Raw genomic sequence first — 26,401 nt, forward strand, 5'->3', positions numbered from 1 at the left:
GCGACACTGTCGGCATGTGGATCACCCGTTGGCCGCTGCCGGCTCTGTTGAGCTGGTTGGCGGCCTGGTTCATTTATGCGGCCGCTCTCAAGTTCGGCGCTGGCCCGGGGCCGGCGCTGACCTTGGGGGCTGCGCTCGCGGCTGGGCTGGCCTGGCTGCAAAACGAGCGTTGGCGGCGGCTCATCGTCGCGCTGGGTTTTCCGGCCTCGGTGCTGGCGCTGGGCTGGCAGGGCGGCGCCTCGGGTCTGCTTTGGCTGGCGCCGCTGGCGCTGCTGTGGTGGCTGTACCCGCGGCGGACCTGGTCGGAAGCGCCCTTGTACCCAACGCCACGCAGGGCCCTGGCGCAATTGCCCGCCCTCGCACCACTGCTGCCGGGTGCCCGCGTGCTCGACGCCGGCTGCGGCGTTGGCGATGGCTTGCGTGAACTTCTTCACGCTTATCCCCAGGCCCTTGTCGAGGGTGTCGAATGGAGCCGCCCGCTGGCGTTGCTGGCGCGTTGGCGCGTGCGCGGCGCCACGGTGCGCCAGGGGGACTTGTGGGCCGACGCCTGGGCGCCCTTTGCGCTGGTCTATGTCTTCCAGCGGCCGGAGTCCATGCCGCGCGTCTGGGCCAAGGCCTGCGCCGAGCTGGCGCCTGGGGCCTGGCTGGTCAGCCTGGACTTCGCCGTGCCGGGGGTGGAGCCGGTGGCGAACTGGCAGTTGCCGAGCGGACAACCGGTCTGGCTCTACCAACCTGTGCGGAAAGCCGCTGCAAAGCAGCCCAATTGAAGCTACCGACGCGGTTTGCGCGCGGCATACTTACTCAAGCCCCCCGGCTCCGGGCCGATATGGCCTGAACACCCCCAACTCCACCGCGCATGTTCGTCATCATCGGCTGGGCCATCTCCATGGTCTGCATCTTCGGCGTGTTCATCGCTCACGGCGGGAACATCGGCGTCATCCTGCACGCCTTGCCGTTCGAGATGATCACGATCTTCGGCGCCGCCATCGGCGCCTTCCTGGCCAACAACCAGATGAAGGTCGTCAAGTCCACGGCCGCCGGCCTGGGCCGCTGCTTCAAGGGCAGCAAGTACAGCAAGGCTCGGTATATGGAGCTGCTTGCGCTGATGTACGACATCCTGCAGAAGGCCCGCAAGGAAGGCCTGATGTCCATTGAAAAGGACGTCGAGGATCCGCACAGCAGCCCGCTGTTCCAGAAGTACACGACGGTGGGCAACGACCATCACGTCACCGAATTCATCACCGACTACCTGCGCATGATGGTGTCGGGCAACCTGAACGCCCACGAAATCGAATCGCTGATGGACAGCGAGATCGAAACCCACCATCAGGAAGAGCATGCGGCCGTTGCTGCGCTGCAGCGCCTGGCCGGCGGCCTGCCGGCCTTCGGCATCGTGGCTGCCGTGCTGGGTGTCGTGAACACCATGGGCTCGGTCGGCCAGCCGCCGGCGGTGCTGGGCGGCATGATCGGCTCCGCTCTCGTCGGTACCTTCCTCGGCATCTTGCTGGCTTACGGCTTCGCCGAACCACTGGCCGGCTTGCTGGAGCAGAAGGTCGAGGACGGTGGCAAGGAATTCCAGTGCATCAAGACGACGCTGCTGGCCAGCATGCAGGGCTATGCCCCGCAGGTGGCCATTGAGTTCGGTCGCAAAGTGCTGTTCTCTGGCGACCGCCCGTCGTTCACTGAACTCGAAGGCCACGTGAAGAAGAAGTAATCGATGGCTGGCGACGCGAAAAAGCTCCAACCGATCATCATCAAGAGGGTGAAGAAGGGCGGCCATGCCGCTCACGGCGGCGCCTGGAAGATCGCCTACGCCGACTTCGTCACGGCCATGATGGCCTTCTTCCTCCTGATGTGGCTGCTCGGCTCCACGACCGAGGGCGACAAGAAGGGCATTGCCGACTTCTTCCAGTCGCCGTTGAAAGTGGCCATGACCGGCGGCTCCGGCTCGGGCGACTCGTCCAGCGTCGTCAAGGGCGGCGGCAAGGACCTCACGCGCGAGACCGGTCAGGTCAAGGAAGGCGAGAGCGCCGCCAAGCGTGCCAGCTACACCTTGCGTGCGCTCAAGGAAGAACAACGCAAGGCCGAGAAGGCCCGACTGGAGCAGCTCAAGACCAAGGTCGAGGAAGTGCTTGCCGAGAACCCCAAGCTGGCGGCCCTGGGCGGCCAGATCCGGTTGGACATGACCAAGGAAGGCCTGCGTATCCAGATCGTCGACGAGGGCAACCGGCCGATGTTCGACAGCGGCAGCGCCGTGGTGAAGCCGTACATGCGCGAGCTGCTGCGGGAGCTTGGCAGCGTGCTGACCGAGGTGCCCAACCGCCTGACGGTGGAGGGCCACACCGACGCCCAGGCCTTCCCGGGCGGCGACAAGGGCTACAGCAACTGGGAGCTGTCGGCCGACCGCGCGAATGCGTCGCGCCGCGAGCTGGTGGCGGGCGGGCTGTCCGAGGCCCGCATGCTGCGCGTGCAAGGCCTGGCCGCGAGCAAGCTGCTCGACGCCAAGGACCCCAACGGCGCACTGAACCGGCGCATCAGCATCATCGTGATGAACCGGGATGCCGAGGACGCGGTCTTGAAGAACGTGGCCGAGGAACCCGAGGCCGATGCGTCAGGTGCTGAGATCGGGCTCACGCAAGTGCCGGGGACCGGCAAAATGCCGCAAACTCAATCTTCGGCACCGGCTCGCTAGAAACTAGACTGCGTGCTGACCCTGAAATCCAGCCTGCCCCCAGAGAGAGGATCGCCATGAGCGCTGACATGAAATTCCTGGTCGTTGACGACTTCTCCACCATGCGCCGCATCGTCCGCGGTTTGCTGAAGGAGATCGGCTACAACAACTGCGAAGAGGCCGAGGACGGCGTCGAAGCGCTGAGCATGCTCAAGGGCGCCAAGTTCGATTTCGTCGTCAGCGACATCAACATGCCCAACATGACGGGCTTCGAGTTGCTGAAGGCCATCAAGGAAGATCCCAACCTCAAGCACCTACCGGTGCTGATGGTCACCGCCGAGGCACGCAAGGAAGACATCGTGTTGGCCGCACAGTCGGGCGCTGCCGGCTACATCGTCAAGCCTTTCACCAAGGCGACGCTGGAGGAAAAAGTCCTCAAGATCATGCAGAAGCTGGCCGCTGCGGCCTGACAACAAATAGGGGACTGCCATGTCGATGGAACAGTTGGACAAGCTGGCCGGGAGTGCCGAGCCATTGCTCGTCTCCCCCGAGGTCTTCCAGCAACTCGGCACGATCACGCGCACGCTGCACGACACCATGCAGCGCCTGGGCGTCATGCCCAAGCTGCAGGTGGCCACCGACGGCCTGCCCGACGCGCGCAGCCGCCTGAGCTACATCGCCGAAAAGACGGCCGCCGCCGCCGAGAAGGTGCTGAACTCGGTGGACCAGGCCAAGGCGGAGCACGCCGGCATCAGCAAGGCCACTAAGGAGCTCGCCGCCGCCATCGTGGCCGACCCCGTGCGGGCGGTTGCCAGCGGCGCGGTGATGAACTTCGTCAAGGATGTCGAGGGCCGCACGCAGAGCATCGACAACCACCTGACCGACATCATGCTGGCGCAGGACTTCCATGACCTGACCGGCCAGGTCGTGGCCAAGGTCGTGAAGCTGGCCAACGACCTGGAAGACAGCCTCGTGAAGCTGCTGGTGCAGGTGGTGCCGCCCGAGCAGCGCGAGAAGGTCGACCCGACCATCCTGCAGGGCCCGGTCGTCAACGCCGAGGGCCGCACCGACGTCGTCACGAACCAGGGCGAGGTCGACGACCTGCTGGCCAGCCTCGGTTTCTAAGACCGGGCTTTGTCCCCCAGAACAGGCCGGCCGCAGCGCCGGCCTTTTTCATTTCAGCCGCCCTGGGCCTCGGGCACCAGTTCGCGGATGGCCTGGTTGAGCCGCTCCATCGTCTGCACCGGCACCTGCCGCGAGCAGGCCAGATAGCGAAGCTCGCCCGGCGGCATGTCGGCGAAGGCGATGCGCACCAGCGGCAGTGGCGCGAAGCTCGCGTCCTGGCGCAGCCAGGCCAGGTCTTCTTCATCGATCAGCATGTAGTCGACATGGCGCGCGCCCACCATGCGGGCCAGCTGCATCGGCGTCAGCTGGGCGCGCACGGCAGGGCGTGGCGTGGTGGCCAGCGCGCGGTCGAGCTTGGGGCCGTAGGAGACGCCATCGACCAGGCCGGGCCGCAGCGCCATGGTGCCGAGCAGCTCGGCAAAGCTCTGCATGGCACGTATTTGCGCCTCGACGCCGGCATGGGCCAACACCACATGGGGGCGGCTCTGGTGGATGGGCAGGGAGAAGCGCATCGTGGCTTCGCGCTCGGCCAGCCGGAACAGCCCCAGCGAGCAGACGGCGCCATCGTTCTCCTGCAGCCTGCGCAGCGTGCGCCGGGCCGGCATCTCGGCGAAACGCACGGCGACACCGGCATGCTGGAATACCAGCCGCACACGTTCCAGCAGGAAGCCGTCGGGCCTGCCGTCGACGGTGTAGGTGTAGGGCGGTTTGTCGCGGTATTCGACCGTCAGGGGCTGGCTCCAGGCCGGCGCCAGGCTGGCAGCCAGCAGGCATCCGAGCAGGGCCGGCGTGCGCATCATTCGCTCTGGGCTTCAGGCGCCAGCTCGCGGATGGCCTGGTTGAGCTTGTCCAGGGTCTGGGGCGCGACTTGCTGGGAGCAGGCCAGGTAGCGCAGTTCGCCGCGCGGCATGTCGGCGAATTCGACGCGCACCAGGGGTAGGGGGGTGAACTCCGCATCCCTGCGCAGCCAGCCCAGGTCTTCCTCGTCGATCAGCATGTAGTCGACGCGCCGCATACCCACCATGCGGGCCAGTTGCAGAGGCGTCAGCTGGGCGCGGACAGGGGGCTTGGCCGCGGCGGCCAGCAATTGGTCGAGCCGCTGGCCGTAGGACACGCCGTCCAGCAAGCCCGGTTGCAGCGAGGGGTCGGCGAACAGCTGGGCAATGCGCGGGATCGCGCGAACGCGTGAAACGACGTCGGCATGGGCCAGCACGACGTGCGGCCGGTCGCGGTGGATGGGCAGTGAGAAGCGCGCGAACTCCTCGCGCTCGGCGTTCTTGTAAAGGCCCGGCGAGCACAGCGCCGCCTGGTTGGCCTGCAGATGCTGCAGCGTGCGCCGGATCGGCACCTCGGCATAGCGCCCCTCGATGCCGGCGCGCTTGAGCAGCCTGGCGGTGCGCTCCATCAGGAAGCCGACCGGCTTGCCATCCACCGTGTAGCTGTAGGGCGGTTTGTCGCGGTATTCGATGGTCAGCGGCGCCTGGGCCAGCGTGGCACCGGCGCCGCAGGCAGCAGCCGTCAGGGCGAGCAGGCGGGCAAGGCGAGCAGGGCGGGGCATGCCTGAAGATTAGCCGCAGCTGCGCAGGGCTCGCCACCGTCGAAGCGGCAATCCTGCACACCCTGGCCGCGGGCGCGTGGCAGGGGCCGGGAACAGGCGGCCATCCACCCCGCTTTTCTCGCTCAAGTTTTGGCGGCCGCCTCGAACAATTCGGTCTAGCGCTACAGAACCGCCATGGCCGACCAAGACGCACAGGATCGCAACTTACCCGCCTCGCCCAAGAAGATCGAAAGATCCCGGGCCGAAGGCCAGCTGCCGCGTTCCCGTGACCTGCCGCATTTCGCCATGATGGTCGCCGGCGGCGCCGTGCTGAGCGTGGGCGGGCCGCAGATCGTCGAGAAGCTGCGCCAGATGTTGATCACCGGCCTGCACTTCGACGCCCGCATGCTGGCGCAGAAGGGCTTCATGGGCGAGCGCCTGGCCGAGATGACGCTGGCCTTCGCCGCCGTCATGGGCCCCATCGCCGCACTGCTGATGGTTGCCGGCATCGCCGCCAACCTCGCCAGCGGCGGCTGGAACTGGACGATGAAGCCGCTGGCCCCGAAGTTCACGCACCTGAACCCGCTGGGCGGGCTCAAGCGCCTGTTCACCGGCCAGGGCATCGGCACGGCGCTGAAGGCCGTGCTGCTGGCGCTGGTGCTGGGCATCGTCGGCGCCATGGTGCTGAAGGACCGCCTGGCGGCCTACGTCAGCATCATGTCCGTGCCCCTGCCTTCGGCCCTGGCCTATGCCGGCCAGCAGTTGATGGGCGGCCTGGGCCTGCTGGCCATCGCGTTGGCGCTGTTCGCCGCCATCGACGTGCCGCTGCAGCGCCAGCTCTGGCTGCGCCGCATGCGCATGAGCCGCGAGGAGGCCAAGCAGGAATTGAAGGAGGTGGAAGGCAACCTCGAGATCAAGGCCAAGATGCGCGCCCGCATGCGCGAGATGGCCAAGCGCCGCATGCTGGCCGCCGTGCCGCAGGCCGACCTGGTCGTCATGAACCCGACCCACTATGCCGTCGCGCTGAAGTACGAGGAAGGCAAGATGGCCGCGCCCAAGGTCATCGCCAAGGGCGCCGATCTGCTGGCCATGAAGATCCGCGACCTGGCCAAGGAAAACAAGGTGCCGGTGCTGCAGCAGCCCGTGCTGGCCCGTGCCCTCTACGCCCACGCCAAGGTCGACCACGAGATCCCCGCCGCGCTGTTTGGTGCCGTGGCCCAGGTGCTGGCCTATGTCTACCAGCTGCGCGCTGCCATGGCCTCGCGCAACGCGGCCCGGCCGGATGTGCCGCACCCGCACGTGCCGCCTGAGCTCGACCCGCACAACAAGCCGGGCTGGGCGCCTGATCCCGACGAGGACTTTGCCGAATGAATCCGCTGATCCAGAAACTGCAAGGCATGCTCGGCCCGCGCGCCGGGGTCATCGCCGCCCTGGGGGCGCCCATCGCGGTGCTGCTGGTGCTGTCGATGATGGTGCTGCCGCTGCCGCCCTTCGCGCTGGATCTGCTCTTCACTTTCAACATCGCGATGGCGGTGATGGTGATGATGGTGGCCGCCCATATGGTGCGGCCGCTGGACTTCGCGGCCTTCCCGACCGTGCTGCTGCTCACCACGCTGATGCGCCTGTCGCTGAACGTGGCGTCCACTCGCGTCGTGCTGCTGGAGGGCCACACGGGCACGGGCGCAGCGGGCAAGGTCATCGAGGCCTTCGGGCACTTCCTGATCGGTGGCAACTTCGCGGTCGGCCTGATCGTGTTCGCCATCCTGGTGGTCATCAACTTCATCGTGGTGACCAAGGGCGCGGAGCGGATCGCCGAAGTCGGTGCGCGCTTCACCCTGGATGCGATGCCCGGCAAGCAGATGGCCGTGGACGCCGACCTGAATGCCGGCCTCATCAACGAGGCGGAAGCCAAGCGCCGCCGCGTGGAACTCTCCGACGAAGCCGACTTCTTCGGCTCCATGGACGGTGCCAGCAAGTTCGTGCGCGGCGATGCGGTGGCCGGCATGCTGATCCTGGCCATCAACATCGTCGGCGGCTTCATCATCGGCGTGGCCCAGCACTCGCTGAGCGCCAGCCAAGCGGCCGACAGCTACATCCTGCTGGCCGTCGGCGACGCGCTGGTGGCCCAGGTGCCGGCGCTGCTGATCTCGGTTGCCGCCGCGATGGTGGTGTCGCGCGTGGGCACGGACAAGGACATCGGCAGCCAGATCGGCAAGCAGGTGTTCGGCTCGGCCAAGTCACTGGCCATCACGGCCGGCGTCATCGGCGCGCTGGGCCTGATCCCTGGCATGCCGCATGTCGTCTTCCTGCTGATCGCCTCCGGCATGGGCTACCTGGCCTACTGGCTGCGCAGCAAGGAGCAGGCGCTGGAGGCCGCCAAGGCCGTCAAGCCCATCATGCCCAGCAGCGAAGGCGCCGGCGAGGCGAGCTGGGAAGACCTGGTGCCGGTGGACACGCTGGGCCTGGAGGTCGGCTACCGCCTCATCACGCTGGTGGACAAGAGCAAGGAAGGCGACCTGCTGAGCCGCATCAAGGGCGTGCGCCGCAAGTTCGCGCAGGAGGTCGGCTTCCTGCCGCCGCCGGTGCACATTCGCGACAACCTGGAACTGCGCCCGAGCCAATACCGCATCTCGCTGCGTGGCGCCGTCGTCGGCGAGGCCGAGGCCTTCCCCGGCATGTGGCTGGCCATCAACCCCGGCCACGCGACGCAGAAGCTGCTCGGCACCCAGACCACCGACCCCGCCTTCGGCCTGCCCGCCGTGTGGATCGAGGATCGCCAGCGCGAGATGGCCCAAATGAGCGGGTTTACGGTGGTTGATTGCTCGACCGTCGTGGCCACCCACCTTTCACACTTGATGCAAGTGCACGCGGCCAAGTTGTTGGGCCGCGTCGAGACGCAAGCCCTGGTGGAACACCTCACCAAGCAGGCACCTCAATTGATCGAAGACGTGATTCCCAAGATGGTCAGCATCGCCACACTGCAACGCGTTCTCCAGCTACTGCTGGAGGAGGGTGTGCACGTTCGCGACATGCGCTCCATCGTCGAATGCCTGGCCGAGAACGCGCCGAGCGTGACCGACCCGCAGGAGCTGGCCCGCCGCATCCGCACCCACATCGCGCCGGCCATCGTGCAGCAGATCTACGGCAGCACCAAGGAGCTGGACGTCATCGCGCTGGAGCCCGAGCTGGAGCGCCTGGTGACTCAGGCCCTGAGCTCGCCCCACGGTGCCGCGCTGGACCCCGGCGTGGCCGACACGCTGGCCCGCAGCGCCGCCGAGACCGCCCAGAAGCAGGAAGACCGCGGTGTGCCCGCCACGCTGCTGGTGCCCGACCTGATCCGCTCGCCCATGGCCCGCCTGCTCAAGCGCGCGGCGCCCCGTCTCAAGGTGCTCGGCCACAGCGAGATTCCTGAGACCCACACCATCCGCATCGGCTCCATCATCGGAGGCACAGCATGAACGTCCGCAAGTTCACCGCCCGCACATCGCGCGAGGCGCTCACTCTGGTCAAGCAGGCCTTTGGCCCCGACGCAGTGGTGCTGTCCAACAAACCCGTGCCGGAAGGCGTGGAGGTGCTGGCCATGGCGCCCGAGGGCATGGGCCAGATCGATCAGATCGCCGCCACGGCGCCGCGCAGCCGCGCGATGCCCGCCGAGCTTTCCGCCGCCCGCCCGCAAGTGGCACCGCCGCCCACCGTGCCCCAGCAGCCGTCGGCTCGCTCCAGCTTTGCCGAGCGCACGCTGCGCCAGGAGCCCAGCTTCGGCAGCGCCGAGGTGCAGGGTGATGTGCAGCAGCTGGCGATGAGCACGCTGTCCTTCCAGGACTATGTCCGCGAGCGCGTGCTGCGCCGCCGCCAGGCTGAGATGACCGGCCAGCCCGATCCCGTCGTGCAAGTCGCGCCGCCGCCCACTCAAGCCCCCGCGGTGTCGCTGGACGCCGCCCGCCAGCAGCGCGAGCGCCGCGCTGCCGAGGCCATTGCCGCGCTGGCACCACGCCGCGCCGTGCCGCCGCCGACCGCGCCTCAGGCCCGCCCCGCGCCGCCCGTGCTGCGCGACGAGATCCGCATTCCGTCCGCGACCGCGGCAGACCGGCAACGCGCCGTGCCGCAGCTGAGCGGCCTCGGCGGCGAGCCGATGCCCCTGCCCGGCCAGCCCAATGCCAGCCAGCGCAACCAGATGGACATGGCCGATGAGCTGCGCCAGATGCGCGGCCTGATCGAGGAGCGCTTCTCGTCGCTCGCCTTCATGGAGAAGCTGCAGCGCCAGCCCGTGCAGGCCCGCCTGACGCAAAAGCTGCTGGAGCTGGGCTTCAGCCCGGCGCTGGTGCGCAAGCTGGCCGAGAGCTGCCCGTCCGACTTCAAGGCCGGTTCGCCCCTCGACCCCGCCGACGAGACCGCCTGGGCCGCCCACGTGCTGTCGCGCAACCTGCAGACCGACGAGGCCGCCCTGGCCATCGAAGACCGCGGCGGCGTGTTCGCACTGATCGGCTCCACCGGTGTTGGCAAGACGACGACGACCGCCAAGCTGGCTGCCCACTTCGCCACCAAGTACGGCGCCGGCCAGCTCGGCCTCATCACGCTGGACGCCTACCGCATCGGCGCCCACGAGCAGCTGCGCGCCTACGGCCGCATCCTCGGCGTGCCGGTGCACACGGCGCACGACCGCGCCTCGCTGGACGACCTGCTGGACCTGCTGTCCAGCAAGAAGCTGGTGCTGATCGACACCGCCGGCATGGCCCAGCGCGACAGCCGCACGCAGGAGCTGCTGGAGATGCTGGCCCACCCCAGCATCAAGAAGCTGCTCGTCATCAACGCCGCCCAACAGGGCGAGACGATCGAAGACGTCGTCAACGCCTGGAAGGCTGCGGCCTGCGAAGGTGTCGTGCTCAGCAAGATCGACGAAGCCGTCAAGCTCGCCCCGGCGCTGGACACGCTGATCCGCCACAAGCTCAAGGTGCTGGGCACCGCCAACGGTCAGCGCGTGCCGGAAGACTGGCACCGCCTGCCCAGCGTGGCCCTGGTGCAGCGCGCGCTCAAGGGCGCCGCCTCGGGCGCCTGGCGCATGGACAACACCGACGTCAACCTCATCTTCGCCGGCGCGCCGCTGGCGGAAGGCCTGTCGAGGGCCGTTCATTGATGACGCGCGCCATGCCACAAGACCAGGCCCACGGCCTGCGGCGGCTGTTCGCCGCGTCCAAGACCCGCTTCGTGCCGGTGGTCAGCAATCCGCGCGTCATGGGCGCCGGCGTGCTGCTGGAAGGCCTGTGCACCGCGTTCGCGGAGCTCAACCTGCGCACCTTGGTGGTCGACGCGGGCGTGCATTCGCCGGCCCCGTCTGAGCTGGCCCTGGTGGACCTGTCCAACTGCATCGAGCAGCTGTCGCCCAAGGTGTCCTACCTCGCGGCGCGCGGCCTGCCGATGCGCCACATCAACGCCAATGGCTCGGCGGCTTCCTTCCTGGAGGCCGTGGCCGACGCCGCGCCGGATGTCGACGTCATCCTGCTGCACGCCAGCGCGGCCGAGCTGGCCCGCGTCGTCGCGCTGCGCGAGGTGCGCCCGCTGCTGCTGGCCGACACCGATCCGGCCAGCGTCACCGAAGCGTACGCGGGCATGAAATGGCTCACACAACGGGCCGGGCTGATGGTCTACAGTCTGCTGATGGCCTGCCACCCTCAGCTGCGCGTGGCCACCCGCATCGCGCAACAGCTTCATTCCTGCGCCGACGGCTTCCTCGGCGCGGTGCTGCGCGACTGGGCCTGCCTGGACCCCCGAGCTTCACAACACGCACCGCTCACGCCGGAGCTGCGCCATCTCGCCCGCGAGCTGCTGCTCGCGGCCCCTCCGGGAGCGGCCGTTGATGCCGCCTCCGATGCGACCCCGCTGCGCCCGGCGCGCACGGCGTCTTCCCCCTTCATCGCAGCGCATTGAACTCGCCGGAGTCCATCATGTACACGCCCAAAGGCCGCCTCGACAACAGCACGCTGATCAAGCAGTACAGCCCGCTGGTCCGACGCCTGGCGCACCAGATGATCGCCAAGCTGCCGGCCAACGTGGAGGTGGACGACCTGATCCAGGTTGGCCTGATCGGGCTGACCGACGCGCTGTCGCGCTTCGACGCCGAGCAGGGCGTGCAGTTCGAAACTTTCGCCACCCAGCGCATCCGCGGCGCCATGCTCGACGAGCTGCGCGGCGGCGACTGGATGAGCCGCGGCACGCGCCGCCAGCAGCGCGAGATCGAGAGCGCCGTGCACAAGGTCGAGCAGCGCCTGGGCCGCGCGCCCCACGAGGCCGAGATCGCTGCCGAGATGGGCCTGCCACTGGCCGAATACCAGGATCTGCTCGGCAAGGTGCGTGGCACCCAGCTGGTTTATCTGGAAGACATGTCGGGCGGCGACGGTGACGGTGGATCGGAGGCCTTCCTCGATCGCCATGTCGCCGACGAGAGCAGCAACCCGATGGCCCAGCTGCAGGACCACCGCATGCGCGAGGCGCTGGTGGCCGCCATCAAGAACCTGCCCGAGCGCGAGCAGTTCGTGATGAGCATGTACTACGAGCACGACATGAATCTCAAAGAGATCGCGGCCGTGCTCAAGGTCACGGAGTCCCGCGTGTGCCAACTGCACAGTCAGTCCATTGCAAGGTTGCGCGTTAAGCTGCGTGACTGGTAGATAACGGGGCCATCTCTTGCTGCGCCCCGGCTAATAAGCGGGGACAAAACGCATGTTCAGGTGGCCCAAGGTCGGAGGCTCGTCCCCCGCCGTCGTTCGCGAAGAGCCCAGCCGTCGTGACGACAGCGCGGCGTTGAATGTCGTCAAGCGGCTCGCCCGCTCCATTTCCACTGTTGGCAAGGACGCCGCCGAAGTTCGCGGCGCGCTGGAAGACACGCAGCGCATCGTCCAGGCCCAGAGCCAGGCCATGCAGGCGCTGGCCCAGCAGCTCAACCAGATCGGCCAGGCCCAGGCGGCCATCGCCACCGCCACCGCGCAGAGCGCTGCCGCCGTGCAGCGCGCCCGTGGCGCCTTGGGCGTTGTCGGCGGCGAGGTCGTTGGCATGGCGACCACGCTGGCGCAGGTGTCCGACGCGGCGGCCGAGATCACCAAGATTTCGCTGCAAACCCGGCTGGTGGCCTTCAACGCGGCCGTCGAGGCCAAGCATGCCGGCGACGCCGGCCGCGGTTTCGCCGTCGTGGCCGAGGCCGTCAAGGCCCTGGCCGGTCAGGTCGAGGCCTCGTCCAAGGCCATCGTCAGCGCGATCTCCAGCCTGCATGACCGCATCGACCGCTTCAGCGCCGAGCTGAGCGAGAACGCCGCCAAGCCCAGCTCCATCCATGCCGCCTTCCACGAGGTCGAGGCGGACGTGCAGCGCATCTCCGCATCGGCCGCCGAGAGCGGCCAGCAGATGAGCCTGCTGAATGAGCGAGCCCACGAGTTGCAGCGCGAGGTGTCGGAAGCCTCGCACGGCCTCAAGGTGGCCTTCGACGGCAGCGACCGCTTCCTGAAGATGTCCGAGGACCTCGTCGAGCAGATCGCCGAGAGCGGCGTCGAGGTCGACGACATGCCCTTCATCCGCGCCGCTCAAGCCGCCGCCGCAGAGATCGGCGAGCTGCTGGAAGGCGCCGTGCGCGATGGCCAGATCTCGCAGACCGACCTGTTCGACGAGCACTACCGCCCGATCGAAGGCACGTTGCCGCAGCAGCACACGACGCGCTTCTGCCAGCTGACGGACCGGCTGTTCCCGACCGTGCAGGAGAAGACAGTCGCCTTCAGCGACAAGGTGGTGTTCTGCATCGCGGCCGACCGCAACGGCTACATCGCGACGCACAACCGCAAATACTGCCAGCCGCAGCGCCCGGGCGACACGGTCTGGAACACGGCCAACAGCCGCTACCGCCGCATCTTCAACGACCGCACCGGCCTGGCCTCTGCCCGCAACACGCGGCCCTTCCTGCTGCAGACCTACCGCCGCGACATGGGTGGCGGCCGCTTCGTCGTGCTGAAGGAAGTGACGGCGCCCATCACCGTGGGCGGCCGCCACTGGGGCGGGCTGCGGCTGGCCTTCAATTTCTGATTCAGTTCCGAATCGAAGCCCTGATTTCCTGATTCAGCAGCTCCAGCCAGGCGTCGGCCTGGGGGTGGGTCTTGCTGATCGCCATGAAGGTGGGCTTGATTTCAAGCGGCGGCGCCTGCCAGCGCACCGCCTCGGCCAGCCGGGGCTGCTTGGCGAGCTGGTACTCGAAGGTGGCGCGTTCCGAGAACACCGCGTCGACGCGGCCCAGGTGCAGCATTTCCAGCCCCGGGCGTGGGTCGACGAGTTCATGCAGCTTGTAGCGGCCGCCGGCCAGCTCGGCCGGCAGGTAGGAACCGCGCTGGTAGGCGACGGTGGCGTCCGGCGGCAGCGGCGTCTTGCGCTCGGCGCGCACGAAGAAGCCCAGCTGCATGCGTGCCACCGGCAGCGTGTAGCGGAACAGCGCGTCCCGCTCCTCGTTGCGCCACAGCGTCAGCAGCAGGCAGTCCCCTTTCCTGGCCAGCGCGAAGGCGCGCACCCAGGGCACATGCAGCGTCTCCACAACCAGGCCGGCAGCGGCAAAGGCGCGGCGGGCCAGCGCCGTGAGGCTGCCACCGTCGTGCAGCTCGGCACTCACGTAGGGCGGGAAGTCGGTGAGGCACAGCGGCACGGTGGCCACGGGTGCTTGCGCGCGCGCCGCACCCATGCCGAGCGCCACGGTGGCAGCGCAGAGCAGGCGAGTGAGGGTGTGGTGGGGCAGGGCGGGGCGCGAGAGATGCATGCGGGGCTGAGCCTAGCCAGCCCGCCGGCATTCGGCAATGCGAAAGAACGGTGCCCGCCGTGCGTTTTGGCGCGTTGAGCCGCGTTGACCCGCGGCGCTGGCGTCAATGCGCCAGCGCTTCCGCCAGCTCGGTGTGGCCATGCTGGCGGGCATGCTCGGCCGCGTCGCGCCCGGAGTCATCCTGGCGGTGTGGGTCGGCGCCGGCGCGGCGCAGCAGTTCAACCAGATCGGCCCGGCCGGCGCCCGCCGCGGCGTGCAGCGGCGTGATGCCCTGCTGCTGGGGCAGATCGGCCGTGGCGCCGCGCGCCAGCAGGGCCTGCACCATCGTGGCGTTGCCGCGTGCGACGGCCGCGTGCAGCGCGCCCACCTGCTGGGCGTTGTTGGCGCGTGCATCGACGTCGGCACGGGCATCGAGCAGCCGTCGCGCCAGCTCGTCATGGCCGAAGAACACCGCCAGGCCCAGCGGCGTGAAGCCGTCGGGTGCGCGCTGGTTCAAGTCCTGTCCGGCGGCCAGCGTGCGTTCGACGAGGCCTGCTTCGCCCAGGATCAGGCTTTCGAAGAAGTCGGGCTCGCCGCGGCGCAGGCGCAGCGACGCCACAAGGTCGGGCAGGCCGACGTAGGCCGCCAGGGTCAGCGGCGACAGGCCAGCCGGTGAACGCTGGCCGAGCAGCGCGGGGTCGGCATCGGCCAGTGCCAGCGCGGTGGCGGCGTCGCGGCCGGCGATGGCGTCGAGCAGGGCTTGCAGGGGGGCGGTGTTCATGCGGGTCTCCGGCTTCTGGTCATGGCCGCAGCCTAGGCGGTCGCAGCACGTTGCGCTTATCCCTGCTTGCGAATTGCCCGCCGGTAGCGCGACGGCGCCTGCCCGAAGGCGGCGCTGAAGCGGCGCGAGAAGCTCGGCAGGCTGTCGTAGCCGACCGCGGCACAGACCTCGGTGACCGACAGCCCGTCCTCTTCCAGCAGGCTGCGCGCACGCTCCAGCCGCAGCCGGGCGACATGGGCGGCCGGCGGCTCGCCGAGCAGCGCGCGGAAGCTGCGGTGGAAGTGGTGGGGCGCCATCGCCGCCTCGCGCGCTGCAGCGGTGAGGTCGAAGGCCTGCGCGAAATGCTCGTCCAGCCAGGCCTTGCCACGCAGCACGCGGCGGTGCACCTCCTGGCGCACGGCTGGCCGCGCGGCTGCGATGCGCTCGCGCTCCTCGCGCACCTGGGCGGCGAGGTCGGCCAGTGCGTCCAGCGCCTCGCGCAGCCAGCCGTCCCAGTGGCCGCTGGCGTCGGCCGCGCCGCCGGCCGGCAGGTGGTCCAGGCCGAGCATGAAGCGGCCCAGCGGCGAGTCGTGCTCCCACAGGCGCTGGTTCACGGGCATGGCCTCGGTGTCGCGTGCGTCGGGCGCGTCCAGCAGCCGCACCAGGGCGTTGAGCCGCGTCGAGGCCACGTCGCGCACCAGGGCGTCGGCGAAGAACAGCACGCGGGTCTCGACGCCTTCAGGCGCGGCGATGTCGAGGTCGTAGGGTTCGCCGTGCGTGGTGACGAGAAAGCGCCCGGGCCTTAGCGTGAAGGCTTGGCCGCCGACGGTCCAGCGGGCTTGCCCGCGCCGCACCGATTTGATCGACAGCGGGCCGGGGTAGCCGCGCACGTGGTGAACGCGGCCGCGGGCGCGCAGCAGCACGTTGGCGTCGAACAAGGCCTCGGGCGTCGTGCGGATCAGCAGCTCGTCCGTCACCGTGGCCTCACGGGCATCACTCAGCGATGCAAGCCCTGTTCTTGCCGGTGTGCTTGGCCTCGTACAAGGCCACGTCCGCGCGGTCCAGCGCGGCTTCCAGCGTCTCGCCGGGGCGGTAGAGCGTGACGCCGGCCGAGAAGGTCACGAAGACGTCCTTGCCTTCGTGGTTGAACAGCGCGCTCGACAGCGAGCGTTGCAGTCGCACGAGCACGGCCTGAGCTTCGTCCAGCGGCGTGTTGGGCAGCATCAGCACGAACTCCTCGCCGCCGTAGCGCGCCACCATGTCGCCGGGGCGCAGCGAGGCCTGGGTGCGCTCGGCGAGCGACTTCAGCGCGATGTCGCCGGCATGGTGGCCGAGGCTGTCGTTGAGCTTCTTGAAGTTGTCGATGTCCAGCAGGGCCAGCGCGACACGGGTCGACTCGCGCTCGGCCTTGGCCTGCTCGATGCCGAAGGCCTGGATGAGGCCACGGCGGTTGGCCACCTGCGTGAGCTGGTCGGTGTGGACTTCGTTGGACAGGCGGCGCAGTTCGCCCTCCAGCTCATCCACCCGCTGTGTCAGCGCGGCGGCGCGGTCATGCTCGAGCGTCAGCCGTTGCTGCGTCTGCGCCACGAGGCCCTGCACGCTGCGGCTTTCCTCGACCATCTCGCGCACGGTGCCGGCCAGGCTTTCCAGCGAGTCGGCCTGCTGGATGGCCTCGGCATAGCGGCCGACGCTGGTCTGGAAGCGGTCGGTGTGCTGGCCCAGCTCACCCAGCTCGGACAGCATGCGCTGGATCAGGCCCTTGAGGGCATCGCGAGCCTTGGAGCGCTCGTCGCGCAGCGTGCGCTGGCGCTCGCGTGTGCCGCTCAGCAACTCGGAGACGGTGCGCACGCCGCGGCCTGACAGACCTTGCGTCAGCGTGTTGTTCATGGCCTCGGCCTGACCACGAGCCCAGGAGTCGTCCTCGGCCAGGTCGACGAGGCTGGCGCCCAGCTCGCGGCACAGGCCGCCGAGTTCGTCGAAGAGGTGGCGGCGGTGGTCCAGCAGATGGCGTGCGCGCAGGCAGAGCGCGGCCATCTGCGTGGCGCGCTCAGGGCTGGCACCCTTGGCCTTGAGCTCGGCCTGGGCGGCTTCCAGCTCGCGCATCAGCGAGTCGGCGGGCGTCGCCTCGGTCTGCGGCGAACGCAGTGCGTGGCGCACGGTGCCATTGAGCTCATTGCCGACGTCGGCCCAGTACGGGCTGGTGTCGATGGGCGGTGTGCTGTCGCGCGGGCCGGTGCGGCTCAGTTCGCCGAAGCCGGAGCTGTCGCGAAAGCCAGTTTCCGCAAAGCCGCTTTCGGCGAAGAGCTGGCTGGGCGTGCCGCCATCGTCGTCGGTCTCGACCTCGCTGCCGTCGCCGTCCTTGTCCCAGCTGGCGATCAGCTGGGTAAGGCGCTTGATGAGCTTGCCGCTGTCGCTGCGGCTCAGCTCCAGCGCGCGGTAGATGCCGTCCTTCTTGCGCGCCACCGTCCAGTGCCTGCCGCCGCGTTCCAGGCCACGCACCAGGCGCTCGATGGCCTGCGCCAGGGCCTCGGCCTGGGCGGCAGGGCCGGCCACGTCGAGCAGCTTGTCGACCTGGCGTTGCAGTTCGTCCAGCCGCTGTTCGCGCAGCGAGGTCTGCAGTTCCTGGCGCGTGCTGCCGCTGGGCAGGGCCAGGCTGATGAGCTTGGACATCAGCTGCTGGACGCGCTCGGGCACGGCGCCGCTCGCCGCCGACGAGGGCTCGCCGCCGCCTTCGATGGCGTAGGCGCGGGCGTAGTTCTCGGGGGTTGGCTCCAGCCGGGCCTGGGCGAGGCGTTGCAGCGCGGCCTTGGCCAACTGGGCCGGGGGCAGCTGAGCGCGCATCAGCCTTGCCCGCGCGAAGCGGCGTCGCTGGCGCCGTCGGCCTGCGTGATCCAGGGCGCCTTGCGCGGCAGCACGGTCTGGGCGATCCAGCGCTCCAGCTCGTCGGGCGGCAGCGGCTTGCTGAACAGGAAACCCTGCATCAGCGAGCAGCCCAGTCGGTGCAGCACTTCCATCTGACGCAGCGTCTCCACGCCCTCGGCGATGACGCGCAGGCCCAAGGCCCTTGCCAGCGCAATGATGGCGGTGACGACGGCCGAACTCTGCGGCGTGATGCCGAGGTCGCGCACAAAGGTGCGATCGATCTTGACCTCGGAGATGGGCAGCGTGGTCAGGTAGGCGAGGGACGAGTAGCCCGTGCCGAAGTCGTCGATGGAGATCTCGACGCCCACTTCGTTCAGGCGGTGCAGAGACGGGATGACGTTCTGCAGGTCCTTCATCAGGTTGTTTTCGGTGATCTCGAGCTGGATGGACCGGTGCGGCACGCCGTAGGCGCTGACGCATTGGTGGATGTGCTCGACGAGATCGGTGCGCTCGAACAGCCGGCTGGGCAGGTTGACGGCGATGGAGTCGCTGAAGCCGAACTGCAACTGCCACAGCTTGGCCTGACGGGCGGCCTCCTTCAGCGCCCATTCGGACAGCGGCACGATGAGACCGGTTTCCTCGGCCAGCGGGATGAAGTCGGCCGGCGGCACCAGCACGTTGCCGCGCTGCCAGCGCATCAGCGCCTCGGCACCCACCATGCGGGCGGCGCGCACGTCGATCTTGGGCTGGTAATGCAGCACGATCTCGTTGCGCTCCAGCGCCTTGTGCAGCGCGCTTTCCAGCTCCAGCTTCTGCTTGCCGTGGCCGGCCAGCTGCGGCGAATACACGGCCGAGGCGTTGCGGCCCTGGCTCTTGACGGCGTACATGGCCACGTCGGAGTTGCGCAGCAGGTCGGCCATGGTCTGGCCATCACGTGGGTACAGCGCAATACCGACGCTGGCGGTGACGAAGCATTCCTGGCCGCCGACGAAGATGGGCTCGCGCAGCGCATCCAGCACGCGCTGGGCCACGCGCTCGGCGTCGCGTTCGTCGGCCACCTCGGGCAGCAGGGCCACGAACTCGTCGCCGCCCAGGCGCCCCACGGCCTCCAGGCCGCGGTGGCTGCGGTTGCCGAGGCCGTCGAGCACGCCTTCGAGGATCTGGTCCGAATGGCGCACGCAGCCGCGCAGGCGGCGGCCAACCTCGATGAGGAGTTCATCGCCGGCCGCATGGCCCAGTGTGTCGTTGATGACCTTGAAGCGGTCCAGGTCGATCAGCAGCAGGCCCACCTCGTGGCCGCCGCGGCGGGCGCTCTCGATGGCCCGTTCGACGCGGTAGATCAGCTGGCGGCGGTTGGGCAGGCCCGTCAGCGCGTCGAAGTGCGCCAGTTGGCGGATACGGTCCTCGGCCTGACGGCGGTCGGTCACGTCCTGCAGGATGCCGGTGTAGCCGGAGACGGTGCCCTGTTCGCTGAACTCGGGCTCGGCCTCGATGTGGACGACGCGCTGGCGGCCGTCGGGCAGCGTCAGCGGCAGGTCGGTGACAAGCACCGAGGTGTGGGCGATGACGTCGCGCAGCAGGCGCAGGAAGACATGCCGGTCGTCGGCCGGCACCATGCGCATGACGCCGATGAAATCGAGCCTGTCCTGCGGGCCGCGGCCGAAGACGCGCAGGCCTTCGGCGGAAATGGCGAAGCTGGCGGATGTCTCGCGCCACCATTCAAAGCTGCCCATGCGCGCCAGATCCTGGGCACGCGCCAGCTTGGCCTTGCTGCGTTCCAGCTCGAGCCGCGTGCGCGAACTGCGCAGCAGATAGCGCAGCCGGCCGTCCAGCAGGCTCCATTGCGACGACTTGACGAAGAAGTCCGTCGCGCCGGCCTGGTAGGCGCGGTTGATGGAGGCTTCGTCGTCCAGCCCGGTCAGCATCAGCACGGGCAGGGATTCGAAGCCGGGCGTGGCGCGCAGCAGCGAGCAGGTCTCGAAGCCGTCGAGCTCGGGCATCAGCGCGTCGAGCACGACGACGTCGGGCGTGCGGGTGGACAGCAGGCCCAGGGCTTCGCTGCCGCTGGGAGCTTCAGTGACTTCGAAGCCGCGCTCGCGCAGCGCGGCGGCGGTCAACAGCAGATTGACCTCGTCGTCGTCCACCAGCAGCACGCGCGGGCGCGGCGGCAGGTCGTCGAGGGCTTGACCGGTAGGCGGCATGAGGCTCAGAAGCTGTGGGTGAGTCCCGCACGGTCGAGCTGACCGTTGCGGTGCAGCCAATCAAGGCGCAAAGCACAGCCGTAGCCAGGGCTACGGCGCGCATATGCAACGCCGAGTGGCGGCGTTGCGGCGGGATGAGCGAGCGTGTGGGACTTATTCACAGCTTCTCTTAGAGCAGCGCGGCCAGGGCCGTGCGTACCTGTTGGATGTCTTGGAGCATAGCGTCCAACTGTTCGGACAAGCCCTGCACTTGGCCGTCGCGAGCCATGGTTTCAATGACGGCGCAACGCTCGGACAGCACCGTTGCGCCGAGACTGGCGGACGAGGACTTCAGCGTGTGGCTGACGTGGCGGACGACGGCAAGGTCAGGCACCTCGCCCTCGCGGGCAAGCGCAAGGTCGGGAAGCAAACGGTCCAGTGAGCTGGAGAAGGCATTCACGACACGTTCAAGCAGCCTGTTGCCGCCGCTCGGATCGAGCTCGCGCAGGCGGCGAATTGCCTCAGGGTCGAGCAGGGCTGCGGGATGGGAGGCGGTCATGAACTGGTCTGCGGGTCTGGGGACTCGGCATATCTAAATGTAGCTTGGGTGGGAGGGGTGCCCGCCGCGAAGAAATGCACAGATTCGGGCCTGCTCTCTGTGCTTATTGACATCGACAACACAGGGAGCTTCCAGGGCCTGAAGCGGGGGAAGCGCTGCCTACAATGCCATGCATGAACAGCCTCAGCGACGACAGCGCGCTCACGTCGCGCCGCCAGGAGCGACGATTGCCGATGCGGTTGCTGGTGCTGGGTCTGGCCGTGGCGTCGCTGCTGATGCTCGTGCTCGGTGGCCTCGTGGTGCTGGCGCTGATGCGCGTCTGGGGTGGCGAAGTCGGCCTGGTGCACGCAGCCCTGGTGCTGACGGCATTCTTCACTGGAGTCATGGTGCTTGTTGCTGCGGCGCTGGGCTGGCATGCCGGCGTGCGGCTGACACGCCAGCGCCTGGCCGAGCCGCTGCGCGAAGCGCGCCAGCAGCTGCTGATGCAGGCCCAGCTGCAGCGCGACTGGCAATGGGCCACCGATGCTTCTCACCGACTTGTGCGTTGGCAGGCGCCTCAGGGAGCGCCTTCGTCGAGCTGGGTGGGGGCGGGCGCGAGCACTCAGCAGCTGTGGGAGCGTTTCGAGGCCGCCGCCCCGGCCAGCCAGCTGCGCGAGCGGCTGGACGCGCAGCAGCCTTTCGCAGACCTGCAGCTCAACGCTGCAGAAGGCAGCACGCAGTGGCGCCTGCGCGGCATGCCTTGCATCGATTCGCAGGGTCATTTCGCCGGCTTTCTGGGCACGGCCAGGCCGGACGAGCCCGCCGTCGCGGCGGCACTCCCTGCGGCACAGCCCGATCTGGCCGCCGAACACGAGTCCTTCAGCTACACGGTTTCGCACGACCTGCGCGCGCCACTTCGCGTGGTCGAGGGCTTTGCGCGCATCCTCAAGGAAGACTACGGCGGGCGGCTAGACCGGGTCGGCAACGATCACCTCGACCGCGTCATGAGTGCTGCGGCGCGCATGAACAGCATGATCGATGCGTTGCTGTCGCTGAGCCAGCTGTCGACGCGGCCGCTGGCCTGCCAGCAGGTCAACCTGTCCCAGCAGGCTGGGTATGTGATGGAAGAGCTCAAGCGCGGCGCGCCGCAGCGTGAACTCGATCTGGACATCGAGCCGGGCCTGGTGGTGCAGGGCGACCCGACGCTGCTGCGCATGGTGCTGGAGAACCTGCTGGGCAATGCCTGGAAGTACAGCGGCAAGGTCGAGTGCACGCGGATCGGCTTTGGCAGCGTTCAGCAGGGCGGCCGACGCGTCTTCGTCGTGTCGGACAACGGCGCCGGTTTCGACATGCGCTTTGCCGAGCGGCTGTTCGGCGTTTTCCAGCGCCTGCACAGCGCCAGCGACTTCCAGGGCACGGGCGTTGGCTTGGCCCTGGTGCGGCGCATCGTGCGCCGCCACGGCGGCGACATCTGGGCTGAGTCGGCGATGGGCGAGGGCGCCCGCTTTTATTTCACTCTGAGCTGAGTAGGCCCCTCGTCCAGTCTTGCCTGCTGAACGCGTGCAAGCCTGACCCAAATCAGTGTCAGCGCTGCCCAGGCCGGGCCAGCAGTTCCAGCGCATCGACGACGCGTCGCGCCTGCTCGGGCAGGCTGTGACCATCGGCCGAGGCCAGGCTCATCAGGCGGGCCAGCGCCTCGTCGCGCGGCAGCGAGTAGCGGTGCATCAGCACGCCGACAGCCAAGGCCGTCACGTCCAGCAGCGGCAGCTCGGAGGGGCTGGCAAACGCCTCGACCCGTGGTGCTTCGGTCGGCGCGCTGGCGGGGGCGGCCGGGTGGGTGGTCGAACGTGCGAAGGCGGCCTCGACGGCGGGCACGATCTGCGAGATGTCCAGCGGCTTGACGAGGTAGGCGACCGCGCCCAGCTCCTTGACCTTGGCTACCGTCGCGTCGTCGGCGAAGGCGGACAGGAACATGAAGGGCGTCTGCAGGAATTCGCGCAGGTAGGCGGCCACGTCGAAGCCGGTCAGGCCTTCCATGCGGATGTCCAGCAGGGCCAGCTCGGGCCGGTGCTCGCGGGCGAGCAGGATGGCGTCGTCGCCGTTGTCGGCGTCGATGACCTCGAAGCCCGCCTGCGTGAGCCCGTAGCTCAGCGTTGCCAACACCAGTCGGTCATCGTCGACGACCAGGATCTTGCCCTTGCTCACCGCGCCCCTCAATGTCCTGAATCAAGAACTTGATTTTGTGGCGGCATTGTGAACCACGCTGGGTGGAATCAGTTCCAGCCGGCAAACCACGTCTGCGCCAACCTGTTCCAGGCTCAGGATGGCGCTGCGCCGCGGCAGCAGCGCGCGCACCAGGCCCAGGCCCGACACGCCGCTTTTCACGTTCAGCAGCACGAAGCCGTCCGGCAGTTGGCCGGGGTTGACGATCTCGACGGTGACGCCTGTCATGTCGCAGATGAGCTGGCAGCGCACCTGGGCTCCATGGCTGTGCCGCAGCGCATTGCCGAGCAGCTCGTTCAGGCTCAGTGCGATGGGGATGGCCTCGGCCTCGGGCAGGCACCAGTCGTCCAGCAACGCGCCGCCTTCGGCCGCGGTGGTGATGACGCGGCCTTGCATGCGCTGCACGGAGCCAACGATGGCGTCGAACACGCGCTTGAGCAGCAGCGGGCCGGTAGCGCCCACCTGCAGGCCGTAGACCTGCGCGATGGCCTGCACCTGGCCCACGGCCTCCTTCAGCACCCCCGCCACTTCGGGGCGGCGCGCGGCGATCTGCTGCAGCAGGCCGGCCACGCCCTGCAGGTTGTTCTTGATGCGGTGGTGCACCTCGCGCACCAGCAGTTCGCGCTGCGAGATGGCGGCCTGCAGCCGTGCCTGTTCGGCGGCGCGCTGTTCGGTCACGTCGCTGGCCACCAGCAGCAGCAGCTCGGGTGTGTCATCGCCGCCCACGCCGGCCAGGTGCAGCAGCCGTGCGTCCCAGATGCGTGTGGAGCCGCCTGCCGGCACGTGGTATTCGCGCTGCACGACGCTTTGCGACTCCAGCGCCTCGCGCATGTCGGCCACCACCTGGGCACCCTGCTCGGCGCCGAAGAGCTGGGCCGGCGTGCCGCCGAGCAGGGCGGCTTCGGGTCGGCCGGCCAGCGTGGCGGCGGCCTGGTTGAGCTTGACGACGCGCAGGCTCTGCGCCTCGTGCAGCGTGATGGCCAGCGGCGCGCCTTCGATGATGCGGGCCAGCGAAGCCTGGGCCAGCCGGCTTTGCGCCTCGGCCTGGCGGCGGCGGTCGATGTCGAGCAGGGCGTAGGTCAGCTGGGTGCTGCCGTCCTCACGCGGTGTCTGCACGGCATTGCCGATGACCCAGAACTCGCGCCCGTCGCGGCCGCGCAGCCGGCACTCGAAGACGTCGGTGCCGGGCTCGGCGTGGAAGGCGTGTTCATCGTCCTCAGGGGCCAGCACGCCCATGGGCTGGCCTTGCACGTCCTCCAGTTCGCAGCCGAACATGCGGCGCGCTGAGCGGTTCATCCATTCGATGCCATCGGGCCCGACGGAGACGATGCCCACCAGCACCGAGTCCAGCACCGCGCGCTCGCTCTCGGCGCGCAGCAGCAGTGCGTTTTCGGCCTGAGCCTGGGCCGTCACGTCCAGCGTCACGACGGAGGTCGAGCGCCGGCCGCCGGCCAGCAACCCGGGCGCGACGCGTGTCAGCAGCCAGCGCCGACCCAGCTCTGGGTGGCGCACCGCGTAGCGCACCTCGACCGGGTCACCTCGTTTCAGCGCGCGCTGCAGGCGTTCGAACTCGGGCAAGGATGCCGGCTCGACGATGTCGCGGTTGATGCCCTGCAGCGAGGCGACGGGTTGCTTGCTGCCCGCCTTGAAAGGCGAGCCCTTGCGGTGCGCCTTGAGCCAGCCAGCCTCGGGCTGGAAGGTGGCCAGGCCCACGGCGGCGGTGTCCATCAGCGCGTCGAGCTGCTGGTGGGCGAGGTCGCGCTCGTGCAGGGTGCTCTGGTCCTCCAGCACGGCCAGCAGCAGGGCGCGGCCGCCGTGCCGCCACAGCCGCAGCCGGGCCTGCAGCCAGCGGGGCTGGCCCTGGGGGTCGATGAACTCGGCCTCGGTCACGAGGGGCCCGTCCTGTGGGCGCTGGGCCGCCAGCGCTGGCAGTGGCGTGCCACGGTGCCAGCCGAGCAGGGCCTGCAGCAGGTCGGGCAGGTCGTTCAGATGGCGGGGCGAGCCGGCGTAGAGCGCAGAGAAGGCGGCGTTGTGGCGCAGCAGGGTGCCGCTGGCGGCGTCGGCCAGCACGGCCGGCAGCGGTGACAGCGCCAGCCATTCGGCCAGCGGTGGCTCGCCCGGGTCGGCCGCGCTGAGGCGGGCATGCAGCAGCCAGTTGGGGCGGTCGCGCAGCAGATGCAGCGTGGCGCGCTGCCCGTCGGCCAGCTTGAGCGGCGGCGCGGGTGGTGGCGCACGGCCGGCGTCGATGGCGTGGGCGGCATCTCGCAGCCAGGCTTCGAGGCGGGCGCCGGCGGCATGGCGCAGCAGCCGCCAGCCCTCGGCGGCGTCGGCCCCCAGCCATTCGCGGGCAGCCGGGTTGGCACGCAGCGCGGACAGATCGGCCCGCAGTGTCAGCACCGGGTCACCGACGAGGTCGAGCAGGGCAGCGGAGGCAGGCGGGCCGAACATGGCTCAGCCGTCCGAAGGCGCTGTGCTCATTCGAGCTGGGAAGCCTTGTGCAAGGCCCTCAACACGCAGGCATTGATCTCGCCGGCGCCCAGCATCAACGCCTCGGCGCAGTCGCGGTAGTCGAACACCGATTCGGCCTCCAGCGCGCGAACGAGTTGCAGATAGGGGTGGTAGGGGCCGCTGTCCTCCACCAGCGCCTGGCGCACGCCTTCGGGCACGGGGATGCTTTGCAGCAGCTTGTCGAACGGCTGCTTGAGCATGTGGTCCAGCAGCGAGAACAGGCCGCAGATGAACATCTCGTCGCGCTGCTCGCGCTCGCTCATGTTCTGCGCGAACTCTTCCATCAGCAGGCCGCGGCGCAGCGCCCCGAACATGATGGGGCGCATGCTGTGGTCCTTGCTGGCCGTCGTCAGCAGCAGGGCCAGCCAGCGCTTCATGCGGACATAGCCGAGCAGCATGATGGCGTGGCGGAAGCTCGACACCTCGACAGGCAGGCCGAAGGCGGCGGAGTTCAGGTAGCGCAGCAGCTTGAAGGCCAGGCTGGGGTCGCGCTTGAGCGTCTGCTCCAGGCGCTCGACGTCTTCGCCCTGGTCGACGCGCGACATCAGCTCGACGATGACTTGAAGGTCGGCGGCAATCTCGGTCTTGGCGGCGGGGGGCACGACTTCGAAGGGGCCGTCCATCGGCCAGCCGATGACGGCAGTGGCGCCGGCATTGAAGCTGGCGTCGATGGCGTCGGCACCGCGCACGCCGGCGTGCACCAGCGCCAGCCCGGCCGGCGCCGCCTGGCCCGGCTCCAGCACCACCTGTTTGAACACGGAGGCCACTTCGGCCGGCAGCGCAGCCTGAGGCAGACCCTTGAGCAGGCCCGTGTGGCCGGCGGCTTTCAATGCGGCCAGGGCCGCGCTGTGGGTGGCATCCGCGGCGATGAAGGCCGGGACTTCGATCTGCGTCGGCTGGGCCGGCGGTTGGGCCAGCACGGCGGCCAGCAGGGCCTCGCCTTGCGGGTTGAGCAGTTCACCGCCGTTCGGCCAGGTGGCGGCGAGTGCGGCCAGCAGCTCGGCGTGGTCGGTGCGGGCGTCGGCGCGCAGCGGCACCAGCGTCAGCCGCGTGCCGGTGATGTTGCGCTGGCGGTCGATGATCGGGGCGTAGCCGAGCGCAATCCCGGGCAGGATGGCGTGATCGAGGGCGGCAGGAGTGTTGTCGGACATGGCGCGGCGCGGGGGGCGATGAATGCGGCAGTCTGCCACGCCGCCCCGCTCCCCATGGCGGCAAATCGTGACAGCTTCACGCGAG

23 protein-coding genes are annotated in these 26,401 nt (G+C 69.0%); 12 read left to right on the forward strand and 11 right to left on the reverse strand.

Annotation, left to right across the window (positions count from 1 at the left end):
• Window positions 1-14 precede the first annotated feature (14 nt).
• From AC07V5_RS12060 to AC07V5_RS12080, 5 genes are all read left to right on the forward strand, one after another.
• On the forward strand, window positions 15-767 hold the full coding sequence (locus AC07V5_RS12060; protein ID WP_495115915.1) for a class I SAM-dependent methyltransferase: 753 nt from the start codon (window positions 15-17) through the stop codon (window positions 765-767).
• An 89-nt stretch (window positions 768-856) separates the two neighbouring features.
• Window positions 857-1,714, forward strand: a complete 858-nt coding sequence (gene motA / locus AC07V5_RS12065) for a flagellar motor stator protein MotA (RefSeq protein ID WP_495115916.1) — start codon at window positions 857-859, stop codon at window positions 1,712-1,714.
• A gap of 3 nt (window positions 1,715-1,717) precedes the next feature.
• Window positions 1,718-2,692: a flagellar motor protein MotB gene (motB, locus tag AC07V5_RS12070; RefSeq protein WP_495115917.1), complete on the forward strand. Its 975-nt coding sequence runs from the start codon at window positions 1,718-1,720 to the stop codon at window positions 2,690-2,692.
• A gap of 56 nt (window positions 2,693-2,748) precedes the next feature.
• The gene (gene cheY, locus AC07V5_RS12075) at window positions 2,749-3,141 is read left to right on the forward strand and encodes a chemotaxis response regulator CheY (RefSeq protein ID WP_233371843.1); all 393 of its coding nucleotides are present in this window, start codon (window positions 2,749-2,751) and stop codon (window positions 3,139-3,141) included.
• 19 nt (window positions 3,142-3,160) lie between these two features.
• Window positions 3,161-3,796 carry a protein phosphatase CheZ gene (locus tag AC07V5_RS12080; RefSeq protein ID WP_495115918.1) on the forward strand — a complete coding sequence of 212 codons (636 nt, stop codon included), beginning with the start codon at window positions 3,161-3,163 and terminating at the stop codon, window positions 3,794-3,796.
• Between the two features lie 53 nt (window positions 3,797-3,849).
• On the opposite strand, the gene AC07V5_RS12085 is transcribed toward AC07V5_RS12080, so the two are convergent.
• Both AC07V5_RS12085 and AC07V5_RS12090 read right to left on the reverse strand, forming a co-directional pair.
• A complete protein-coding gene (locus tag AC07V5_RS12085; RefSeq protein WP_495115919.1) occupies window positions 3,850-4,593 on the reverse strand; it encodes a substrate-binding periplasmic protein in 744 nt (247 codons plus the stop codon).
• Window positions 4,593-5,354: a substrate-binding periplasmic protein gene (locus AC07V5_RS12090; RefSeq protein WP_495115920.1), complete on the reverse strand. Its 762-nt coding sequence runs from the start codon at window positions 5,352-5,354 to the stop codon at window positions 4,593-4,595. Before AC07V5_RS12090 ends, AC07V5_RS12085 begins: the two co-directional genes overlap by 1 nt.
• A gap of 174 nt (window positions 5,355-5,528) precedes the next feature.
• Here AC07V5_RS12090 and flhB point away from each other — a divergent pair, with 174 nt between their 5' ends.
• From flhB to AC07V5_RS12120, 6 genes are read left to right on the forward strand one after another with little or no spacing between them, the layout of a single operon-like run.
• The gene (flhB, locus tag AC07V5_RS12095; protein WP_495115921.1) at window positions 5,529-6,704 is read left to right on the forward strand and encodes a flagellar biosynthesis protein FlhB; all 1,176 of its coding nucleotides are present in this window, start codon (window positions 5,529-5,531) and stop codon (window positions 6,702-6,704) included.
• Window positions 6,701-8,791, forward strand: a complete 2,091-nt coding sequence (flhA, locus tag AC07V5_RS12100; RefSeq protein WP_495115922.1) for a flagellar biosynthesis protein FlhA — start codon at window positions 6,701-6,703, stop codon at window positions 8,789-8,791. Before flhB ends, flhA begins: the two co-directional genes overlap by 4 nt.
• Window positions 8,788-10,467 (forward strand): flagellar biosynthesis GTPase FlhF, encoded by a 1,680-nt coding sequence (gene flhF, locus AC07V5_RS12105; RefSeq protein ID WP_495115923.1) that lies wholly within the window; start codon window positions 8,788-8,790, stop codon window positions 10,465-10,467. Before flhA ends, flhF begins: the two co-directional genes overlap by 4 nt.
• Before the next feature lie 11 nt (window positions 10,468-10,478).
• Window positions 10,479-11,258 (forward strand): MinD/ParA family ATP-binding protein, encoded by a 780-nt coding sequence (locus AC07V5_RS12110; protein ID WP_495115924.1) that lies wholly within the window; start codon window positions 10,479-10,481, stop codon window positions 11,256-11,258.
• 17 nt (window positions 11,259-11,275) lie between these two features.
• A complete protein-coding gene (locus AC07V5_RS12115) occupies window positions 11,276-11,998 on the forward strand; it encodes an RNA polymerase sigma factor FliA (RefSeq protein WP_495115925.1) in 723 nt (240 codons plus the stop codon).
• A 52-nt stretch (window positions 11,999-12,050) separates the two neighbouring features.
• A complete protein-coding gene (locus AC07V5_RS12120; protein ID WP_495115926.1) occupies window positions 12,051-13,397 on the forward strand; it encodes a methyl-accepting chemotaxis protein in 1,347 nt (448 codons plus the stop codon).
• Between the two features lies 1 nt (window position 13,398).
• Here AC07V5_RS12120 and AC07V5_RS12125 read toward each other — a convergent pair whose 3' ends face one another.
• The 6 genes from AC07V5_RS12125 to AC07V5_RS12150 form a co-directional block, all read right to left on the reverse strand.
• Window positions 13,399-14,115: a substrate-binding periplasmic protein gene (locus AC07V5_RS12125; RefSeq protein ID WP_495115927.1), complete on the reverse strand. Its 717-nt coding sequence runs from the start codon at window positions 14,113-14,115 to the stop codon at window positions 13,399-13,401.
• A 103-nt stretch (window positions 14,116-14,218) separates the two neighbouring features.
• Window positions 14,219-14,875, reverse strand: coding sequence for an ankyrin repeat domain-containing protein (locus AC07V5_RS12130; protein WP_495115928.1), 657 nt, complete (start codon window positions 14,873-14,875; stop codon window positions 14,219-14,221).
• A gap of 56 nt (window positions 14,876-14,931) precedes the next feature.
• Window positions 14,932-15,831, reverse strand: a complete 900-nt coding sequence (locus tag AC07V5_RS12135; RefSeq protein ID WP_495115929.1) for a helix-turn-helix domain-containing protein — start codon at window positions 15,829-15,831, stop codon at window positions 14,932-14,934.
• Between the two features lie 16 nt (window positions 15,832-15,847).
• Window positions 15,848-17,695 carry a GGDEF domain-containing protein gene (locus AC07V5_RS12140; protein ID WP_495115930.1) on the reverse strand — a complete coding sequence of 616 codons (1,848 nt, stop codon included), beginning with the start codon at window positions 17,693-17,695 and terminating at the stop codon, window positions 15,848-15,850.
• Complete coding sequence (locus tag AC07V5_RS12145; protein WP_495115931.1) at window positions 17,695-19,917, reverse strand: putative bifunctional diguanylate cyclase/phosphodiesterase; 2,223 nt, start codon at window positions 19,915-19,917, stop codon at window positions 17,695-17,697. Before AC07V5_RS12145 ends, AC07V5_RS12140 begins: the two co-directional genes overlap by 1 nt.
• 169 nt (window positions 19,918-20,086) lie before the next feature.
• On the reverse strand, window positions 20,087-20,455 hold the full coding sequence (locus AC07V5_RS12150; RefSeq protein ID WP_495115932.1) for an Hpt domain-containing protein: 369 nt from the start codon (window positions 20,453-20,455) through the stop codon (window positions 20,087-20,089).
• Window positions 20,456-20,628: 173 nt separating this feature from the next.
• On the opposite strand from AC07V5_RS12150, the gene AC07V5_RS12155 reads away from it, so the two are divergent.
• Window positions 20,629-21,960, forward strand: a complete 1,332-nt coding sequence (locus tag AC07V5_RS12155; RefSeq protein ID WP_495115933.1) for a sensor histidine kinase — start codon at window positions 20,629-20,631, stop codon at window positions 21,958-21,960.
• 58 nt (window positions 21,961-22,018) lie between these two features.
• On the opposite strand, the gene AC07V5_RS12160 is transcribed toward AC07V5_RS12155, so the two are convergent.
• From AC07V5_RS12160 to AC07V5_RS12170, 3 genes are read right to left on the reverse strand one after another with little or no spacing between them, the layout of a single operon-like run.
• Window positions 22,019-22,639, reverse strand: coding sequence for a response regulator (locus tag AC07V5_RS12160; RefSeq protein ID WP_495115934.1), 621 nt, complete (start codon window positions 22,637-22,639; stop codon window positions 22,019-22,021).
• 21 nt (window positions 22,640-22,660) lie between these two features.
• A complete protein-coding gene (locus AC07V5_RS12165; RefSeq protein WP_495115935.1) occupies window positions 22,661-25,105 on the reverse strand; it encodes a PAS domain-containing sensor histidine kinase in 2,445 nt (814 codons plus the stop codon).
• A 26-nt stretch (window positions 25,106-25,131) separates the two neighbouring features.
• Window positions 25,132-26,316, reverse strand: a complete 1,185-nt coding sequence (locus AC07V5_RS12170) for an EAL and HDOD domain-containing protein (RefSeq protein WP_495115936.1) — start codon at window positions 26,314-26,316, stop codon at window positions 25,132-25,134.
• Window positions 26,317-26,401: the final 85 nt, after the last annotated feature.

It is taken from the genome of Roseateles sp. GW821-FHT02E12 (assembly GCF_059421665.1).

Coding starts and splice junctions, on each gene's coding strand:
- AC07V5_RS12060 (WP_495115915.1), top strand. CDS start 15: ATGTGGATCACCCGTTGGCCGCTGCCGGCTCTGTTGAGCTGGTTGGCG.
- motA (WP_495115916.1), top strand. CDS start 857: ATGTTCGTCATCATCGGCTGGGCCATCTCCATGGTCTGCATCTTCGGC.
- motB (WP_495115917.1), top strand. CDS start 1,718: ATGGCTGGCGACGCGAAAAAGCTCCAACCGATCATCATCAAGAGGGTG.
- cheY (WP_233371843.1), top strand. CDS start 2,749: ATGAGCGCTGACATGAAATTCCTGGTCGTTGACGACTTCTCCACCATG.
- AC07V5_RS12080 (WP_495115918.1), top strand. CDS start 3,161: ATGTCGATGGAACAGTTGGACAAGCTGGCCGGGAGTGCCGAGCCATTG.
- AC07V5_RS12085 (WP_495115919.1), bottom strand. CDS start 4,593: ATGCGCACGCCGGCCCTGCTCGGATGCCTGCTGGCTGCCAGCCTGGCG.
- AC07V5_RS12090 (WP_495115920.1), bottom strand. CDS start 5,354: ATGCCCCGCCCTGCTCGCCTTGCCCGCCTGCTCGCCCTGACGGCTGCT.
- flhB (WP_495115921.1), top strand. CDS start 5,529: ATGGCCGACCAAGACGCACAGGATCGCAACTTACCCGCCTCGCCCAAG.
- flhA (WP_495115922.1), top strand. CDS start 6,701: ATGAATCCGCTGATCCAGAAACTGCAAGGCATGCTCGGCCCGCGCGCC.
- flhF (WP_495115923.1), top strand. CDS start 8,788: ATGAACGTCCGCAAGTTCACCGCCCGCACATCGCGCGAGGCGCTCACT.
- AC07V5_RS12110 (WP_495115924.1), top strand. CDS start 10,479: ATGCCACAAGACCAGGCCCACGGCCTGCGGCGGCTGTTCGCCGCGTCC.
- AC07V5_RS12115 (WP_495115925.1), top strand. CDS start 11,276: ATGTACACGCCCAAAGGCCGCCTCGACAACAGCACGCTGATCAAGCAG.
- AC07V5_RS12120 (WP_495115926.1), top strand. CDS start 12,051: ATGTTCAGGTGGCCCAAGGTCGGAGGCTCGTCCCCCGCCGTCGTTCGC.
- AC07V5_RS12125 (WP_495115927.1), bottom strand. CDS start 14,115: ATGCATCTCTCGCGCCCCGCCCTGCCCCACCACACCCTCACTCGCCTG.
- AC07V5_RS12130 (WP_495115928.1), bottom strand. CDS start 14,875: ATGAACACCGCCCCCCTGCAAGCCCTGCTCGACGCCATCGCCGGCCGC.
- AC07V5_RS12140 (WP_495115930.1), bottom strand. CDS start 17,695: ATGCGCGCTCAGCTGCCCCCGGCCCAGTTGGCCAAGGCCGCGCTGCAA.
- AC07V5_RS12145 (WP_495115931.1), bottom strand. CDS start 19,917: ATGCCGCCTACCGGTCAAGCCCTCGACGACCTGCCGCCGCGCCCGCGC.
- AC07V5_RS12150 (WP_495115932.1), bottom strand. CDS start 20,455: ATGACCGCCTCCCATCCCGCAGCCCTGCTCGACCCTGAGGCAATTCGC.
- AC07V5_RS12155 (WP_495115933.1), top strand. CDS start 20,629: ATGAACAGCCTCAGCGACGACAGCGCGCTCACGTCGCGCCGCCAGGAG.
- AC07V5_RS12165 (WP_495115935.1), bottom strand. CDS start 25,105: ATGTTCGGCCCGCCTGCCTCCGCTGCCCTGCTCGACCTCGTCGGTGAC.
- AC07V5_RS12170 (WP_495115936.1), bottom strand. CDS start 26,316: ATGTCCGACAACACTCCTGCCGCCCTCGATCACGCCATCCTGCCCGGG.